Raw genomic sequence first — 17,774 nt, forward strand, 5'->3', positions numbered from 1 at the left:
TTTTATAGTTTTTTTATTTTTATAAAAATAATAAATGGATTTTCCATCATTTTTTATATATTATTTAACATTATAAAATTGTAAAGTTTAGCTATGTTAGTTTTATTATTGTCTATGTAAAATCATACATTAAAATAAATTATTCAACTTTTGCACAATCATCTTTGTATTACAACTACAATATTATAAAAATTTATAAAATTGTTAATTCGCATTTTATTAATAATAAAATATCAAAGAGAGACTTTTTAGTCTCTCTCTTAAATTATTTATCTAATTCACAATAATTTTTCTTAGCTTTTAATTTATATTTTTTAGAATAATAAGTATCTTGCATAGGTAATATATTTCTAAATTTACCATCTTTATAATAATATGCAAGTGCTGCAGCTGGTGCTGTTGGTATTGTAGCTATTTCGCCTATACCTTTTGAGCCATACGCTACACCTAATAACTTATCTTTTTCTACATAAATTGCATGAATATTTGGAATATCAGGAGCTTTAAATAATCCTAAACTTACAAATTTTTGAGTAGGTACACAATCTTTTAATACCCAATCTTCAGTGAATGCATAACCAAGACCCATTAATACACCACCTTCAATTTGTCCTTGAATTGATATAGGATTTACAACTTTACCAGAGTCATGCGCAGCATATACATCAGTAACTTTACCTTCATCATCTAAAATTACAACATGTGTTGCATAGCCATAAGCTATATGCGATTTAGGATTTGGAACATCAGCTCCTAATTTATCAGTAGGCTCAAAATATTCTTTATAAATTTCTAAACCTTCTAATTTGCTCAAATCTCCACCTACTTTATCCAGCTCTTCTTTTAATGCAACTGACGCCATTCTGATTGCTTCACCTGAAACTAAAGTTTGACGAGAACCTGAAGTAGTACCCGAATCTGGAGCAAATTCAGAATTTGAACCCATATTTTTAATTTTATTAATAGGTAATTTTGTAGATTCATTTACCATTTGAACAAAAACAGTTGAACTTCCTTGTCCTATATCACTAGCAGCACAATATAATTCTACTATACCATTTTTTACTAGAAGTTTAGCCCTACCCTTATCAGGTAATCCAACCCCTACCCCGGCATTTTTCATAGCACAAGCGATTCCAGCTCTACCTCTATTTGCTTCATATACATCTTTTACTGCTTCTAAAGTCTCTTTAAGTGCAGTTGAACAATCCGCAATTTGTCCATTAGGTAAAACCTTGCCAGGTTCAATAGCATTCAAGTATCTTATTTCCCAAGGTGAAATTCCTACTTTTTCAGCTAACAAATCTATGCACATTTCAAGTGCGTATTCACTTTGACAAACACCAAATCCTCTAAATGCTCCTGAAGGCGGGTTATTTGTATAATATGAAAATCCTCTAATATCTGTATTTTGATATGTATATGGACCAACTGAGTGTGTACAAGCTCTTTCTAAAACTGGTCCAGCTAGTGAAGCATAAGCGCCTGTATCAAAATTAATTTCACAATCAAGTCCTAAAAAATTACCTTTCTCATCACAACCTAGTGTAAATGTTCCAACCATAGCATGTCTTTTTGGGTGGAAATTTAATGATTCTTGGCGTGAAAATTTAATTTTAACAGTTCTATTAAATTTAACTGCTGCAAGAGCTGCTATATGTTGAACTGAAACATCTTCTTTGCCACCAAAACCACCACCAACTAATAGGTTTTGAACTACTATTCTCTCTTGATCCCAACCAAACATATGTGCAATTTCATGTCTAGTATCGTATACACCTTGGTCAGTTGATAAAATTTTTACACCATCTTTATAAGGGAAAGCTATAGCACATTCTGGCTCTAAAAATGCATGTTCTGTAAATGGAGTTTCAAAAGTATGTGTTACAACATACTTAGCTTCTGCTAAAGCTTTCTTAGCATCACCTCTTGTTACATGTCTTGACTGGCAAAGATTACCTTTTTCGTGAATTTTAGGTGCATTCTCTTCTCTAGCTTCAAAAATAGTTCTAATAGGTTCTAATACTTCATAATCAACTTTTACAAGTTTTTTCGCTTCATTAAGTATATCTTCAGTCTCAGCTACAACTAAGCAAATAGCATCACCTACGAACCTAGTAATATCGCCTTCAGCTATCATTACATCCCAATCTTGTTGAATATGTCCTACTTTATTAACAGGCACATCTTTTGCTGTCAAAACACCTATAACACCAGGTAATGCTAAAGCAGCACTCGCATCAATTTTTAAAACTTTAGCTCTAGGATAAGCAGCTCTTATAGCACTTGCATGAACCATTCCATCAGTCCTATAGTCATCAGGATAGATTCCTTGTCCTAAAACCTTATCCCTTACATCTATTCTAAATGCTTTCTTGCTACCTACACCAAAATTATCGCCTCTTTCATAGCTTTCATCAATTTTTTCATCGCCTCTTAGAATAGCAGCGGCTAAATATATAGCCTCAATAATTTTTTTATAACCTGTACAACGACAAATATTGCCTTTAATTGCTTGTTTAATGTCTTCTTCACTTGGATTTGGATTTTTATCTATTAGTGCTTTAGCAGATACAACCATTCCTGGAATACAAAATCCACATTGAACTGCACCTTTTACACCAAATGCATATACTAATGCTTCTTTTTCTTTTTCAGTAAATCCTTCTATTGTTTGAATTTTTTTACCTACTGCCTTTTTAGTCGTTAGTAAGCAAGATTTAGTTGCTTTACCATCAACGATTATAGTACATGTTCCACATGCGCCCTCACTACAGCCGTCTTTTGCTGATATTATATTTAGCTCTTCTCTTAAATATCTTAAGAGAGGCATATCTTTACTGGTTTCATAAATTTTACCATTTATATCTAATGCGTAGATATCAGCCATATTTAACTCCTTTTTTTAAAATTGGTTTGAAATTTGATTATATAAAATAATAAAAAACACTTACTTAATTAATATAAAGTAATTGTATTTTTTTACTATTTGTAACAAAAAAAGCGTAAAAATAAAGAAAAATAAATTATTTTTATTATTTTTTAAAATAAAATAAAACAAAAATAATAAAAAATTATACTCAGTTTAAAACTAAATATAGCAAAAATATTCATGGTATTATCCATGAATATTAAAAACTGTTTATAGTTCTTTTTATAAATTTACCATTTGGGATTTCGTGTAGGAATTTATTATCACTTACAATTAATTCTCCTCTTAAAAATACCTTTTTTATTTTACCTTTAACTTTAAAACCTTCATAAATTGAATAATCAACATTTCCGTGTAAATCTGAATGTCTAATATAATCATCAACATTTGGATCATATATAATGATATCAGCATCATAATTTGGCTCAAGTTTTCCTTTATTAGGAACTCCATAAATTTTTGCAGGATTTTCACACATAGTTTTCACAAAAGTTTCTAAAGAAATTTTACCTTTACAAACACCTTCAGTATAAACTACCCTGAAACGCTCCTCAACTCCAGGTGCTCCACCTGGGCATAATCTATAATCATCTTTTCCTATTTGTTTTTCAACAGCTAAATTAAAAGGACAGTGATCGGTAGCAATCACATCTATGTATCCATTTTTCAAACCTTGCCATAAAGCGTCTATATCTTTTTGTTTTCTTAAAGGTGGAGACATTGTATATTTTAAAGCACCATCGCCTTCATATAAAGAATCATCTAATGATAGGTATTGAGAACAAGTTTCTATAAAAATATTTTTTAAACCTTGTTTTCTAGCTTGTATTAAATCATCTAGACCAGCTTTTGTAGATAGATGGACTATATATATTTTTACCCCATCAACTAATTTAGCAAGGCTAATCATATTCTCAACTGAAGCCTCTTCGCAAATATCCGGACGACTAATCGGATGATATTTTACAGCAAATTTATTACTAGCGTTTAATTCTGATTTTTTATGATTAATCATAGCATCATCTTCACAGTGAATAGCTATTACTGCATTTAATTCTTTAGCCCTTTTAAATACTTTTAAAATGTCTGCTTCTGAAATTTTAAAACCATATGTAGTATAAAGTTTAAAGCTGGTAATACCTTCATCAATTAAATCTTGCATTTGTGATAAAATTTTATCATCTACATGTTGAATTGTACCATGAAATGAATAGTCTATAAATGTTTTATTGTCAGCTTTTTTATGATAAATTTTTGGTTGATGCGTTAAATCACATCCAACAGGACCAAATGCCATATGATCAATTATGGTAGTAACACCGCCACAAGCAGCTGAAATACTACCTTGTGTAAAATCATCAACCGAAACTATATTACGACCTACATCAAGTTCAAAATGTGTGTGTGCATCAACAGCTCCTGGGAATATTAGCATACCACTAGCATCTATTACTTCACATTTTTCTTCATTGAAATTTAGTCCTATTGCTTCAATTTTTTCACCATTAATTAATAAATCCGCTCTTATTTTACCATTTCCAGTAACCAAAGTTCCATTTTTAATAATTTTCATTCTTAACTCCTAAAATTTTGAAAATTATAACATAAAATGATTTTTAAATTTTGATATTAATAAAAAATATAAGAATAAAATTGGGTAGACAATCTACCCAAAAAATCATAAGCTAGTATAAGTTCCATTCCAAGTGATATTTCTGTAGCTTTCTACATCTGTATCACCCTCTGTACTAACACATAAAATTACTGAATTTTCATCTAATCCTATTTCTTTAGCTATATTAGTAAATCCTTTTGAAGGGTCAAGTAAAGTAGAAACTAAACCTAAACCAACAGCACCTGATTCACCTGATATTACTCTAGTATCATCACCTAGAGGAGCACCTAAAACTCTCATTCCGTGAGCTGCAATTTTATCGTTGCATGAAATTGAATAATCTGTATAATCATTTAAAATTTTATAACTAATTGTTGAAGGTTCTCCACATGATAGACCTGCCATTAAAGTTGATAAATCTTCTGTATTTGGAATATTAAATGGTTTTCCATTGTTTTGTTTAAATGATCTATGAATACAATTTGCTTGATGTGGTTCACATACAACTACAATAGGTCTATCTTTACCAAAAGTTTTACTCAAAAGTCCTTGCATAGCACCAGCAAATGAACCAACACCAGCTTGAACAAAAACATGTGTAGGTTTCAAATCTTTTACTTGTTCTAACATTTCACTCATAATAGTTGCATAACCTTGCATAATCCATAAAGGAATTTTTTCATATCCTTCCCAAGCAGTATCTTGAACCATTACATAGTTTTTACCTTTAGCAACATTTTCTTCAACTTCTGCATTGCCTTTCCTAACTGCGTCATCATAATTCAAATCTGTAATTTCAACATAAGCATTTTCTTTTTTTATGTTATCAAATCTCATTTGAGCTGAGCCTTTAGGCATATAAACTCTTGCTTTTTGTTTTAATCTATTTGCTGTCCATGCAACACCACGACCATGGTTACCATCAGTAGCAGTTACAAATGTAACATCGCCTAATTTTTTCTTAGTTTCATCTGAAATCATTACATCAAATGGTAAATCTTTCATAGGAACATCTAGAATTTCAGCAATATGTTTTCCCATAGCATAAGAACCACCAAGAACTTTAAATGCATTTAAACCAAATCTTTTTGATTCATCTTTAACTAAGATTTTTTTTACACCTAAATATTTAGCTAAATTTTTAAGGTCAACTAGTGGAGTTGGTTCATAGTCCGGTAAAGTTTTATGGAAATTTCTAACTTCATCCATAACTTCCTTATCAAAATCTTTTAATTCATATCTTTGACCTTCAGAAGTTCTAGCTTTTGTATTTTTTATTAACTCAATATCTTTCATCATTATACCCCATTATTTACTTGCAATTACTTCAATTTCAACTTTTGCACCTTTTGGCAAATCTTTTACCGCAAATGCACTTCTAGCTGGATAAGGTTGTTTAAAAAATTCACCATACACCTCATTCATAGCACCAAAATCTGCAATATCTGCTAAAAATACTGTTGTTTTTACAACATTAGCAAGTGTTAATCCATTTTCTTCTAATATAGCACTAACATTTTTTAAAGATTGTTTTGTTTGTTCTTTAATACAATCGCAAGGAAAATTTCCTGTTTCAGGATCAACAGGAAGTTGTCCTGAACAAAATACTAAATTCCCTACTACTCTATAAGCTGAGTAAGGACCTATCGCTGCTGGATATTTTGCCATTTTAACTCCTTATTTTACTATTACTGTTCCAGTTTTGCCTTCAATACCATCTTTTGCTTTTTCTAAAGATGTAATTAAAGCTTTATGACCTTCTTTTGAATTTGCAAATTTAATCGCTGCTTCAACTTTAGGTAACATTGAACCTGGTGCAAAATGTCCTTCACTTATATATTGATTAGCTTCTTCTATACTTAATTTTGATAGCCATTTTTCATTAGGTTTTCCAAAATTAATAGCAACTTTTTCAACTGCTGTTAATATAATAAGATAGTCAGCATCAATTATTTCAGCTAATTTAGCTGATGCGAAGTCTTTATCAATTACTGCAAATTCACCTACAGTTTTACCATCTTTAAAAGAAACTGGGATACCACCACCACCAGCTGTGATTACAACATCACCAGCATCAATTAATTTAATAATACTATTTTTTTGAACAATATCAATTGGTTTAGGAGAGGCAACAACTCTTCTATATCCTCTACCAGCATCTTCTACCATAGTATGACCTTCTTTAGCTAATTTATCAGCTTCTTCTTTAGTACAAAATGCTCCAATAGGCTTAGTAGGTTTTTTAAATGCTGGGTCATTACTATCAACTAAAACTTCTGTTACTACAGTTACAACATTTTTATTTATCTTTCTTGATTCTAGTTCATCTCTAATAAATCTTTGTAAATGATAACCTATATAACCTTGAGACATAGCAACACATTCAGTAATAGGCATATCACCAACTTTAGGATTTTTCTTTTGTGCTTCATCCATTGCAACATTTATCATTCCAACTTGAGGACCATTACCATGAACGATTACTACTTGATGACCTTGTTCTATTAAATCAACGATAGGTTTTGCAGTAGCTTGACAAGCTTCTCTTTGTTCTTTAGCACTATTTCCAAGTGCGTTACCACCAAGTGCAACAACTATTTTTTGTTTACTCATATGTATTCTCCTTATGTGAGGATGTATTGTATAAAATCCCAACCTTAAATTTAGGTTGGGATAAAATTAGAAATTAAAATGCGTTAAATAATCTATCTTTACCTTGAGCTTCTAAAGCTTTTAATGTAGCTACTGGATCTTTAACTTTAGCTAAGAACATCATAGCTGCAATAATATATGGTTTAAATCCTGCTTCTTTATATAGTGGAACTCTGTATCTATCAAATACTGATTTAGCTACTTCACCTTCTTTGCAAGATTCACCAGTAATATCTGCTGGTAAGCAGTGCATATAAAGAGCTTTACCATTTTTTGTTTTAGCCATTAATTCTTCTGTGCATTCCCAATCTTTATGATTAGCATTTTGTGCAAGAAGTTCTTTTTCAAGAGCTTTAATTCCATCAAAATCACCTTTACCATATAGATCAGTTCTTTTTTCCATAGCAGCAAATGGTGCCCAGCTTTTTGGATAAACTATATCAGCATCTTCAAATGCTTCAGCCATTGTATTAACTTTTTTGAATGAACCACCACTAGCTTTTGCATTAGCTGCAGCAACTGCTTCAACTTCCGGCATTACTTCATAGCCTTTTGGATGTGCTAGTACAACGTCCATACCAAATCTTGTCATAAGACCAATAATTCCTTGTGGAACTGATAGTGGTTTACCATAAGATGGAGAATATGCCCAAGTCATAGCGATTTTTTTACCTTTTAAATTTTCAATTCCACCAAATTCATGAACTAAATGTAGTGCATCAGCCATTGCTTGAGTTGGGTGGTCAATATCACATTGTAAGTTTACTAATGTTGGGATTTGTTCTAAGTTACCATCTTTTTTACCTTCTCTAACATAAGAAGATACATTTCTCATATATGTATTACCTTTACCAATATACATATCATCTCTAATACCAATAACATCAGCCATAAAAGAAATCATATTAGCTGTTTCTTTAACTGTTTCACCATGAGCGATTTGTGATTTACCTTCATCTAAATCTTGAACTTCTAGACCTAAAAGGTTGCAAGCACTTGCAAATGAAAATCTTGTTCTTGTTGAATTATCTCTAAATAGTGAAATACCTAAACCACTATCAAAAATTTTTGTAGAGATATTTCTTTCTCTTAAATTTCTTAAAGCATCAGCAACTGCAAATGTAGCTTTTAATTCATCAACACTTTTTTCCCAAGTTAATAGGAAGTCATTCATATACATATTTGAAAATTCAAGTTTTTTAAGATCTGCTAAGATAGCGTCAAAATTAATGTTTGCCATTTTTTTTCCTTTTCTTTAAAATAAAATAATTAAAATTCAAAAATAAAAAAGGCGATTATTAAAATCGCCTAAACTCAACTTATTTTGTATAAATTGTTGGAAGAGCTGCATATACTGCTGCACAAACAACTAAGTCATCTTTCCAAGTTTTTTCATTTGGAGCGTGAGCTTCAGCTTCTGCACCTGGTCCAAAACCTATACAAGGAATACCATTTCTACCCATGATTGAAACACCATTTGTTGAGAATGTCCATTTATCAACTAAAGGTCTTTTCTTTCTCATTGCAACTGTTTCTTTAGAACCAATTCTTTCTGTTCCATATAAACCATTATAAGCTTCAACTAAAGCTTTTGTTACTTTATGATCTTCTGGAATTACCCAAGTTGGGAAGTAGCATTCAATTGGATATCTTTCACCTGTCCATGATGGAACATCATAATCATACATTCCAACTTTTGCACCATATTTTTTAACTGATGGCAATTCTTCAATTTCTTTTAAACAATTTTGCCAAGTTTCACCAGCAGTCATCCTTCTATCTAGTGAAATTCTACATGAATCTATTACAGCACATCTACTTGGAGAAGTATAGAATATTTGAGATACTGTAACAGTTCCTCTACCTAAGAAATTAGCTTCTTTCCATTCTGGATTATATTTTTCATCAAGCATTTTAACAAGACCTCTGATTGATGTACTTTCACCAGCGCCATTATTGTTTAATGCTCTTATGTCTTGAATAATTTCAGCTAATTTATAAGCAGCGTTATCTCCTCTTTCTGGAGCTGAACCGTGGCATGAAACACCTTTAACATCTACATAAATTTCCATTCTACCACGTTGACCTCTATAAATACCACCATCAGTTGGTTCAGTTGAAACTACGAATTCTGGTTTGATACCTAATTTTTTAATAATATATTCCCAGCACATACCATCGCAGTCTTCTTCTTGTACTGTTCCATATACTAAAACCTTATATTTATCATTTAAAAGACCTAAATCTTTCATAATTTTAGCACCGTAAACAGCTGATATAACACCACCTAATTGGTCACTTACACCACGACCACCAATTTCGCTATCTGTTTCATAACCTTCATATGGGTCAAATGTCCAGTTATCTCTATTACCGATACCAACTGTATCAATGTGACCATCAAATGCTATACAAGTTTTACCTTTACCCATATAACCATATACATTACCTAATTTATCAATACCACACTCATCAAATCCTACTTTTTGCATTTCTTCTAGAATTCTTTTTGCGTGCATTTCTTCACCGCAACTCTCACCTGGGAATTTAACTACGTCTCTTAAAAACTTAGTCATGTCCGCTCTATAGCCTTCTGCAGCTTTTTTTATAGCTTCAAAATCCATCTTTTACCCTTTCTTAAAAAATTAATAACATAACTTAAAAAAAGATCTTACGATCACCAAATAAGGCTAAAAAATAACCTTAAACTTCAAAAACAATTTAATTTTACCAGTATCTGGTTAATCTTTAATAAAATAATTTTAATTTTTACCTATTTTTTATTAGGATATGTAAAAATTATCAAAAATATGCTTAAAAATTAATAAAAAATTATTATAAATTACTATAAATTATTATTTTTTACACAATTAAATATAAATTATGTAAAAAAAATAATTAATCTATATTATTTATTTAATTTTTATCTTTTTTATGAACTAATTTTCCATTATTCTTTATCAATAAAATTTCACTTAAAATACTAAATGCAATCTCTTCTGGTAATTGATTAGATATATCAAGTCCAGTAGGACCATAAATTTTATTTATTAAAATATCGTTAAAACCTGAGTCTTTTAAAGATTTTCTTATGAAATTTTGCTTTGATTTACTACCTATGACGCCTAAATATTTAAAATTTTTATCCAGTATATTTTTCACACAGTCAAAATCACAATAACAATTTTGTGTTACAACTACAATATAGCTATTTTCATCAATTTTTAAAAATTCATTTATATTAGAATAATCACAAATTATTATTTCATCGGCAATTTGCAATGATTTTTCAGTTTTATATTCTTCTCTGTTATCAACTATAATGCAATAAAATCCTAAAAATTTACCTAGTTCTAATAATTTTTTACCTATGTGTCCACCACCTGCTATTATGAGCTTACTTTTAGTATTAAAAACTTTTATATATCCTTTAGCGTATCCACCACATTGGGCTTTAAATTCACCTTGTGGAGTTAAAGCATGGTTAAATTCTTTTGACTCACCTTTGTTTATAGCATCTAAAGCTTCTTTAATAACCTCATATTCCATAGGTCCTCCACCTATTGAACCTATAATTCTACCATCTGAATAAACAGCCATAATAGAACCAGCATCTCTTGGGGTGCTACCTTTTACTTCTATTAATGTAACTAGCGCTATTGCTTCATTTTTTGCAACCGCATCATAAACTTGTTTTAAAATATTTTCTTCCATAATTATCCTTTATTTAAATATAAAATTGCTTCTAGTACGCCACCACCAACACTTCTTGCTTTATCTGACACACTAAAACAATTCTTTTGCTCACTTATTCTAGGGTCAATATCTGCTACTTTGAAATTTTTTGTAACATAATATTCATTTTTAATAATTCCTCTTAAAACTCCACTTATAGTAGCTTTTATAGGAATTTTATTAACATATGCTAGAATTTCATCTTTCATAACAATATCACCTATATTTTTAACACATTTAATAAATCCCTCACAAGGTGAATGAATAACTCTATCAGCACCTACTCCAGCAATAATTCCTGGAACACCGGTATCTGCTTTAGCACTACCGTTGTAAATTACTCTACCTAAATCATGTCCTCTACTTGTTTCTATTACAGCATGACAATCAATTTTTGCATTAAATCCTGGTCCAATACCTATAACTATATCAGCCATATTTATATTAGTTCCTAAATTTTTCTTAGCTAAAATAGAATCAACTAAAATTTTTGGTTTAATATGATTTAAAATTGCTAAATTCTCATCAACGATTATTGGTATTATTCCTTGAGATAAACAGTTATAAATATCATCAAAATTTGATTTTTTGCCTCTTATATTTTCAACAATACATTCATCATCATAAATTGCTTCTGAAAATGCGACTTTTCTTCTAATTGCACTAGGTTGTGAAATATCAAGCATAATAATTTTAAAACCAGAATTATATAATCTAACAGCTATACCAGTAGCAATATCGCCAGCACCTCTAATTATTACTAAATCATTCATAATGATAAAACTCCTTTGCAATCATATAAAAGTATTTAACACCTTCAATAAATGCAGCTTCATTTGGATCAAAATATGGACTATGTAATTTTGGGGTATCTTTATCTATATTATCAATTCCAAGCCACACCATTACACCACGACTTTTAGTTAAATATTCTGAAAAATCTTCACTAAAACTTTGTGGAAATTCATCTATTATTAACTTATCTTTTCCTAGGTAATTAGGAATTAAACCACATAACCACTCACATAAATTTGGATCATTATAAATTGCTGAATAATCCCATTCTGGAAAAATTACTCTCGCTTTTGCACCATAAGCATTAGCCGTTCCTTCTACTATGCTTTGCATTTTTTCTTTCACAACTGCTCTTACATCATTATCAAAACTTCTAACAGCACCAGTAATTCTAGCATCATTTGGGATTACTCCATATTCTGAACCTGAATTAAAACTAGCAGTTGATACAACAGCAGTACTAAATGGATTTACCCCTCTTGATACAACACTTTGTAAATTTACAACTATTGATGAAGCTACTAAAATAGGGTCAATGCAATTTTGCGGCATTGAACTATGTCCACCTTTACCATTTACGATAATATCAAATGTGTCTTTGTTAGCACTAGCAATTTTTGGTTTTATTGAAATTGTCCCACAAGGTTTTCCCGGCATAACATGTATAGCAAAAATAGCATCAACTCCATCCATTACTCCTAAATCAACTAGTGTTTTAGCTCCTCCCGGTGCTAATTCTTCACCACTTTGAAAAATCAATCTTATATTTTGTTTAATATTATTAGGATTACTAGCTATAGCATGTGCTAAACCAAGAAGCATTGCAGTATGTGCATCATGCCCACAAGCGTGCATTACACCTTTGTTTTTTGAAGCGAATTCGCATTTCCCTTTTTCTTCTAATATAAGTGCATCAATATCACCTCTAAAAGCTACAGTTTTGTTAGATTTGTCAACTTTAAAATCAGCTACAATTCCAGTTTTTGCTAATCTTCTTATCTCATAAATTTTTAACTTTTCTAATTCTTGTGCTATAAATTCAGTTGTTTTATATTCTTCAAATGAAGGCTCTGGATGAGCGTGTAAATATCTTCTGTATTCTAATACTTTATTTTCTATTTGTTTAAAATCAATATCCATTTTATCTCCCTTAAAAATTAATTTTTATATATTTGTCTTTAAATAAATCACCTATAAAAATTTTGTATTTTTTTAATAATTTTGATATTTTAGTTGCATTTATTGTATCTAAAGTCCTGTTAAAAAATATAAATTTTTCAATTTTATTATCTATTTTACAAAACATCTCATTACATATTTTCACTATTAATGCCTCATCTATTATTTGTCCTTCTTTTACACTAAATTTATCTAAAAATAAATCATATCTATGAATAATTTCTGGCGATACTTTGTGATTTAAAATGTGCAAAGGTAATACCCCTACACATTTTGTAGTATTTTCTAAAATTACAGGTTCTTTATCATTCCAAGCTTTTAAAGGTAACATTTTTGACCCATCAGCTTCATAAATAAATAATTCTGATTCTTTAATAAGATTTTGCATTTTATCATTATCTAATGGTTGTATTTTATTTTCATAAATATTTCCAAAAATATTTATACCTTTAGTTGGTGAAATAAATTTATTATAATTTTCATTAACTGACGCATTAATATCATCTTTTTTTATAATAAACATTTTTGTAGTAGTTGTTAAAACAGTTATTTTATCTTGATTAATTTTAGATAAATTATAAGCTAAATTTGTTTTACCACCACTACCTATAATAGCTACTACATCATTATTTTTTATATCTAAAATTTGATTTAAGTCATTGTTCATTTTTATTACACTTATTTTTATCAACTTCACTAATTGCGTTTATTATTTTTTGATAACCGGTACAACGACATAAATTACCTGATATTCCACGCCTTATTTCAAATTTAGTTAGATTAGACTTTTTATTTAATAAAGCTGTTGAGCTAATAATTAATCCTGGAGTGCAAAATCCGCATTGAACCGCACCATTTTTAATAAAACTTTCTTGAATATCACTTAATTTTCCATTTTTTTCAATACCTTCTATAGTAGTAATATTTTTGCCATCAGCCCAAGCAGCTAAATAAATACAACTATTTACATTTACGCCATCAACTAATACCGCACAAGCACCACATTCACCTACTAAACAACATTCTTTTGCACCTGTTAAATTAAGTTCATTTCTTAAAAATTCTAAAAGAGAAATTCTAATGTCAATAAATTTTTCATACCATTGCCCATTAACGCATACTTTAATTTTCATAATCAACCCCTATAAGATTTAAAATTGCTCTTTTTGTAAAAACTTTAATTAAATTATCTCTATAAGCCTTTGAAGCTCTCCAAGAATTTCTAGTATTTGTTTCTTTTAATACATTGTCACAAATAATATCTATATTTTTTTCATTCAATTCAAGGTTTATTGATAATTTTTCAGTATTTTTTGCTCTTAATGGAATAGGACCTGCAACTCCGTAGGCTAATCTTATATCTTCTATTTTATTATTTTTTTCTTTAAGCATGACAGAAACTCCTATAGTTGCTATATCCATAGCGTTTCTTGGTGCAAATTTAAAATAAACTCCTTTAAAACCTTCATAATCTTTTTTATTGATAATAATTTTGCTTAAAATATCCCCTTGCTTTAACAATACTTTTGCATGGTCAATATAAAAATTTTCAATAGGTATAATTTTTTTTCTATTAATATTTTCAATTTCTAATTTAGCATTTAATGCAAATAAAACAGATGCGCTCTCAGCTGAAGTTACACCATTACAAATGTTACCTCCTATTGTTCCCATATTCCTAATTTGAGGACCACCAACCAAACTAGAACTTTTTGCAAGTATAGGAATATTTTTTAAAATTATCTCATTTTCTTCTAATTTAGTAAAATTTACACACGAACCTATTATTATATTTTCTTCTTTATCTTTATAAATTTCATTTAATTCTTTTATTCTAGTAATGCCAACTAAATCTTTATCTATGTAAGATTTTTTTAAATCTCGCATTTTTACTAAAACATCTGTGCCACCCGCTATTATCATTGCGTTCTCATTATTTATTAAAATTTCACTTGCTTGATAAATACTATTAGTTTCTGTATATGATTTTAATTGATACATGATTTAGCCTTTAGATTAAAAATTTTTTCTGGTGTAATTGGAATTTCATTAATTTCAATATTTAAAGCATTAACTATTGCATTTCTAATTGCTGGAGCTGGTAAACACATAGGAGGTTCACCTAAAGATTTGTTACCAAAAGGTCCATATGGGTCATAATTTTCTACAAAAGCTGAATTTAAATCAGGTAAGTCCATAGCAGTCGGAACTTTATAATCTAATAAATTATTATTTAATACTTTTCCAAATTTATCATACTTTAATTCTTCACTTAAAGCATAAGGAATAGCCATTCCCATACCACCTTCTACTTGAGAACTAGCTAATAATGGATTTAAAATTCTACCACTATCATGAACATTTAAAATATCTAAAATTTTAACCTTTCCACTCTCGCAATCAACTTCTACATAAGCTAAACAAGTACCAAAAGAATAAGAATTATTATGACAATTATAAGAACCTTCACCCACTAAAATTTCAGCTTTTTGCCAATTATACATAGAATTTAAAGCGACTTCCTCTAAACTCATTATAAAATCACCATTTGTATTTATTATTTTTGAATTTGATAAGATTAACTCATTAGAATCTAATTCTTTAAATTTAGCAGCACTTTTTATGATTTTATTTTTCAAATCTATAGCAGCCCTTTTAACTGCTTCACCACTTACATAACTTTGCCTTGATGCATATGAGCCTGTATCAAATGGTGCTGTATCAGTATCAGTAATACTATCTACTATAACACTTTCATATGGAATTGTTAAAACTTCAGCTGCAATTTGTGCTAAAACGGTATCAGAACCTTGCCCGATTTCAGTCGCACCTAGCATTAATTTTATACTAGCATCTTGATTTAGTATAGCTCTAGCACTAGCAATCTCTAAGCCCTTTGGATAAACACCGGTAGTATAAGAAAAATTTGCCATTCCTATACCACGTTTTTTATAATTATGCTTATAGTTTTTACATTGTTTTAATTTATCTTCGTAACAAAATATTTTTTTAGCTAAATCCATACATTCTTGCAATTTTACAGATTCTTGTGTAACTTGATTTAGTGGATTATAAGAGTGATTTTTTATAATGTTTTTTTGTCTAAATTCAAATGAATTAAAACCCATTTTTCTAGCAATATTTTCCATAAAGCTTTCAATAAAAAACATAACTTGTGGAATACCATAACCTCTCATAGCACCAGCAGTAGCAATATTTGTATAAACGGTTTTAATATCATATCTAAAATTTGGTATATCATAAAGCGATAGTAACATTCCACCACCCTTTATTCCTACAGCATGAGTGTGTGAAGCGTAAGCACCTTTGTTAGATAATACTTCTATATCGAGTGCTTTTATTATACCATCTTTACTTATACCCATTTTTGCAGAATATTCCATTTCATGTCTTGTTCTAGTATAGGCAATACTTTCTTCTTTACTTAATGCAATTTGCACTGGCTGACCATTCATAGCCATAGAACAAGCAACGCAAAGTGGTTCTATAGTAACATCTTGTTTATTTCCAAATCCACCACCTATGAAAGGTTTGATAACTCTAAAAGAACTCCATCTTATACCAAAAGCTTCACCTAAAATTCTTCTTAAAATATGTGGAATTTGAGTTGATGATATAACAATCCAACGATTATCATCACCTTTGTAAGCACAGGCAATTTGACTTTCTAAATGACAGTGCTGCTGTATTGGAACTTTAAAATTATCGGTAAAAATAAAATCTGATTCATCAAAACCTTTTTTAATATCACCAACACTACTTGTAGTATGTTTTAATATATTACTGTCTAAATCCTCATGTATTAAAACTGCATCTTTAGATAAAGCCTCTTTTGGAGTTAAATAAAATGGCAACTCATCATATTCAACCTTGACTTTACTAGCAGCTATTCTTGATGCTAATTCATTTGTAGCTATTACAACAGCTATCTCATCACCATATAATCTAACATGATTTGTTAATATATTCCTATCATATCTATCCCTTGTTGCTGGATCTAGTCCGTATGGATGTCCAGCTGTTGAAAATTTATTTTTTGGCATATCTTCATATGTTAAAATTTTAATCACACCTTCAACTTCTAAAGCTTCACTAAAATCAAAATTTTTAACATAACCATGAGTTATAGTTGCTCTTACTATACTTGCATATAATTTTGTTTTAGTTGGTATATCAGCTGTATAATTCGCTCTACCTGTCACTTTAGCATAAGCGTCCCATCTAGTAACACTTTCTCCTACAGTATTATTTGATTTCACAATTTCTCCTTAAAATTTCTAAATCTTCTTGTGTATCAATGTCAAAATTTTCTATTTCATCTAAACCATTTACAAAAATTACCTTGTCTAAATATTTTGTTATTACATCTTTACCTCCCTTATCTCCTACTATTTGCAAAAGTTCATTAAAATAAATCTTATCAAAAATAGTTGGTAACCCGTTATTACCATTATAACTAGATACTACAATATGATTTTTTTTATAATTACTTATAACTTTATTAATTGTTGATAATTTTAAGAATGGTTGATCTATTGCCATAAACATAGCAAAGTCATAATCTTTTATATTCTCTATACCTAACTTTATACTACTATTTTGACCAGTGTTGTTTAAATTTAATATTACATTTATTTTTGGATATTTTGTATGTATGTAATCATAATTATTTAAACCAGCTATAACTATGTGTTTATTTAAATTTGAAAGTAAAAAATTTTTAATAGCTAAATCTATTAAATTAAACCCTTTATATTTTACAAATGACTTATCTTGTCCTAATCTTCTAGAGTAACCAGCTGCTAAAAGAATACCTGCACTTTTCAAAATAAATCCTAGTTCATT

15 protein-coding genes are annotated in these 17,774 nt (G+C 29.5%); all 15 read right to left on the reverse strand.

Features of this window, described 5'->3' with window-relative positions; translation table 11 throughout:
• Window positions 1-265 precede the first annotated feature (265 nt).
• Window positions 266-2,890, reverse strand: a complete 2,625-nt coding sequence (gene xdh, locus NY022_RS00425; RefSeq protein WP_267523054.1) for a selenium-dependent xanthine dehydrogenase — start codon at window positions 2,888-2,890, stop codon at window positions 266-268.
• A 241-nt stretch (window positions 2,891-3,131) separates the two neighbouring features.
• The gene (hydA, locus tag NY022_RS00430; protein WP_267523055.1) at window positions 3,132-4,505 is read right to left on the reverse strand and encodes a dihydropyrimidinase; all 1,374 of its coding nucleotides are present in this window, start codon (window positions 4,503-4,505) and stop codon (window positions 3,132-3,134) included.
• Between the two features lie 105 nt (window positions 4,506-4,610).
• Window positions 4,611-5,846 carry a diaminopropionate ammonia-lyase gene (gene dpaL, locus NY022_RS00435; RefSeq protein WP_267523056.1) on the reverse strand — a complete coding sequence of 412 codons (1,236 nt, stop codon included), beginning with the start codon at window positions 5,844-5,846 and terminating at the stop codon, window positions 4,611-4,613.
• Window positions 5,847-5,855: 9 nt separating this feature from the next.
• Window positions 5,856-6,215 (reverse strand): RidA family protein, encoded by a 360-nt coding sequence (locus tag NY022_RS00440; RefSeq protein ID WP_267523057.1) that lies wholly within the window; start codon window positions 6,213-6,215, stop codon window positions 5,856-5,858.
• A 9-nt stretch (window positions 6,216-6,224) separates the two neighbouring features.
• Window positions 6,225-7,160 carry a carbamate kinase gene (gene arcC, locus NY022_RS00445; protein ID WP_267523058.1) on the reverse strand — a complete coding sequence of 312 codons (936 nt, stop codon included), beginning with the start codon at window positions 7,158-7,160 and terminating at the stop codon, window positions 6,225-6,227.
• 73 nt (window positions 7,161-7,233) lie between these two features.
• A complete protein-coding gene (gene ygeW / locus NY022_RS00450) occupies window positions 7,234-8,439 on the reverse strand; it encodes a knotted carbamoyltransferase YgeW (protein WP_267523059.1) in 1,206 nt (401 codons plus the stop codon).
• 79 nt (window positions 8,440-8,518) lie between these two features.
• Window positions 8,519-9,823: a YgeY family selenium metabolism-linked hydrolase gene (locus NY022_RS00455; protein WP_267523060.1), complete on the reverse strand. Its 1,305-nt coding sequence runs from the start codon at window positions 9,821-9,823 to the stop codon at window positions 8,519-8,521.
• A 292-nt stretch (window positions 9,824-10,115) separates the two neighbouring features.
• Window positions 10,116-10,913, reverse strand: a complete 798-nt coding sequence (locus NY022_RS00460) for an XdhC family protein (RefSeq protein ID WP_267523061.1) — start codon at window positions 10,911-10,913, stop codon at window positions 10,116-10,118.
• Window positions 10,914-10,915: 2 nt separating this feature from the next.
• Window positions 10,916-11,707, reverse strand: coding sequence for a selenium-dependent molybdenum cofactor biosynthesis protein YqeB (yqeB, locus tag NY022_RS00465; protein WP_267523062.1), 792 nt, complete (start codon window positions 11,705-11,707; stop codon window positions 10,916-10,918).
• Window positions 11,700-12,869, reverse strand: a complete 1,170-nt coding sequence (locus NY022_RS00470; RefSeq protein ID WP_267523063.1) for a M20 metallopeptidase family protein — start codon at window positions 12,867-12,869, stop codon at window positions 11,700-11,702. Before NY022_RS00470 ends, yqeB begins: the two co-directional genes overlap by 8 nt.
• A 10-nt stretch (window positions 12,870-12,879) precedes the next feature.
• The gene (gene yqeC / locus NY022_RS00475; protein ID WP_267523064.1) at window positions 12,880-13,575 is read right to left on the reverse strand and encodes a selenium cofactor biosynthesis protein YqeC; all 696 of its coding nucleotides are present in this window, start codon (window positions 13,573-13,575) and stop codon (window positions 12,880-12,882) included.
• Entirely contained in the window at window positions 13,565-14,041 is a 477-nt protein-coding gene (gene xdhC, locus NY022_RS00480; RefSeq protein WP_267523065.1) for a xanthine dehydrogenase subunit XdhC, read from the reverse strand. The genes yqeC and xdhC overlap by 11 nt, the downstream gene beginning before the upstream one ends.
• Window positions 14,031-14,909, reverse strand: coding sequence for a xanthine dehydrogenase subunit XdhB (gene xdhB / locus NY022_RS00485; RefSeq protein WP_267523066.1), 879 nt, complete (start codon window positions 14,907-14,909; stop codon window positions 14,031-14,033). Before xdhB ends, xdhC begins: the two co-directional genes overlap by 11 nt.
• Window positions 14,897-17,188 carry a xanthine dehydrogenase subunit XdhA gene (gene xdhA, locus NY022_RS00490; protein ID WP_267523067.1) on the reverse strand — a complete coding sequence of 764 codons (2,292 nt, stop codon included), beginning with the start codon at window positions 17,186-17,188 and terminating at the stop codon, window positions 14,897-14,899. The genes xdhB and xdhA overlap by 13 nt, the downstream gene beginning before the upstream one ends.
• Window positions 17,175-17,756 carry a nucleotidyltransferase family protein gene (locus NY022_RS00495; protein WP_267523068.1) on the reverse strand — a complete coding sequence of 194 codons (582 nt, stop codon included), beginning with the start codon at window positions 17,754-17,756 and terminating at the stop codon, window positions 17,175-17,177. Before NY022_RS00495 ends, xdhA begins: the two co-directional genes overlap by 14 nt.
• Between the last annotated feature and the right edge of the window lie 18 nt (window positions 17,757-17,774).

Source organism: Campylobacter sp. MG1 (assembly GCF_026616895.1).
Taxonomy (GTDB): domain Bacteria; phylum Campylobacterota; class Campylobacteria; order Campylobacterales; family Campylobacteraceae; genus Campylobacter_E.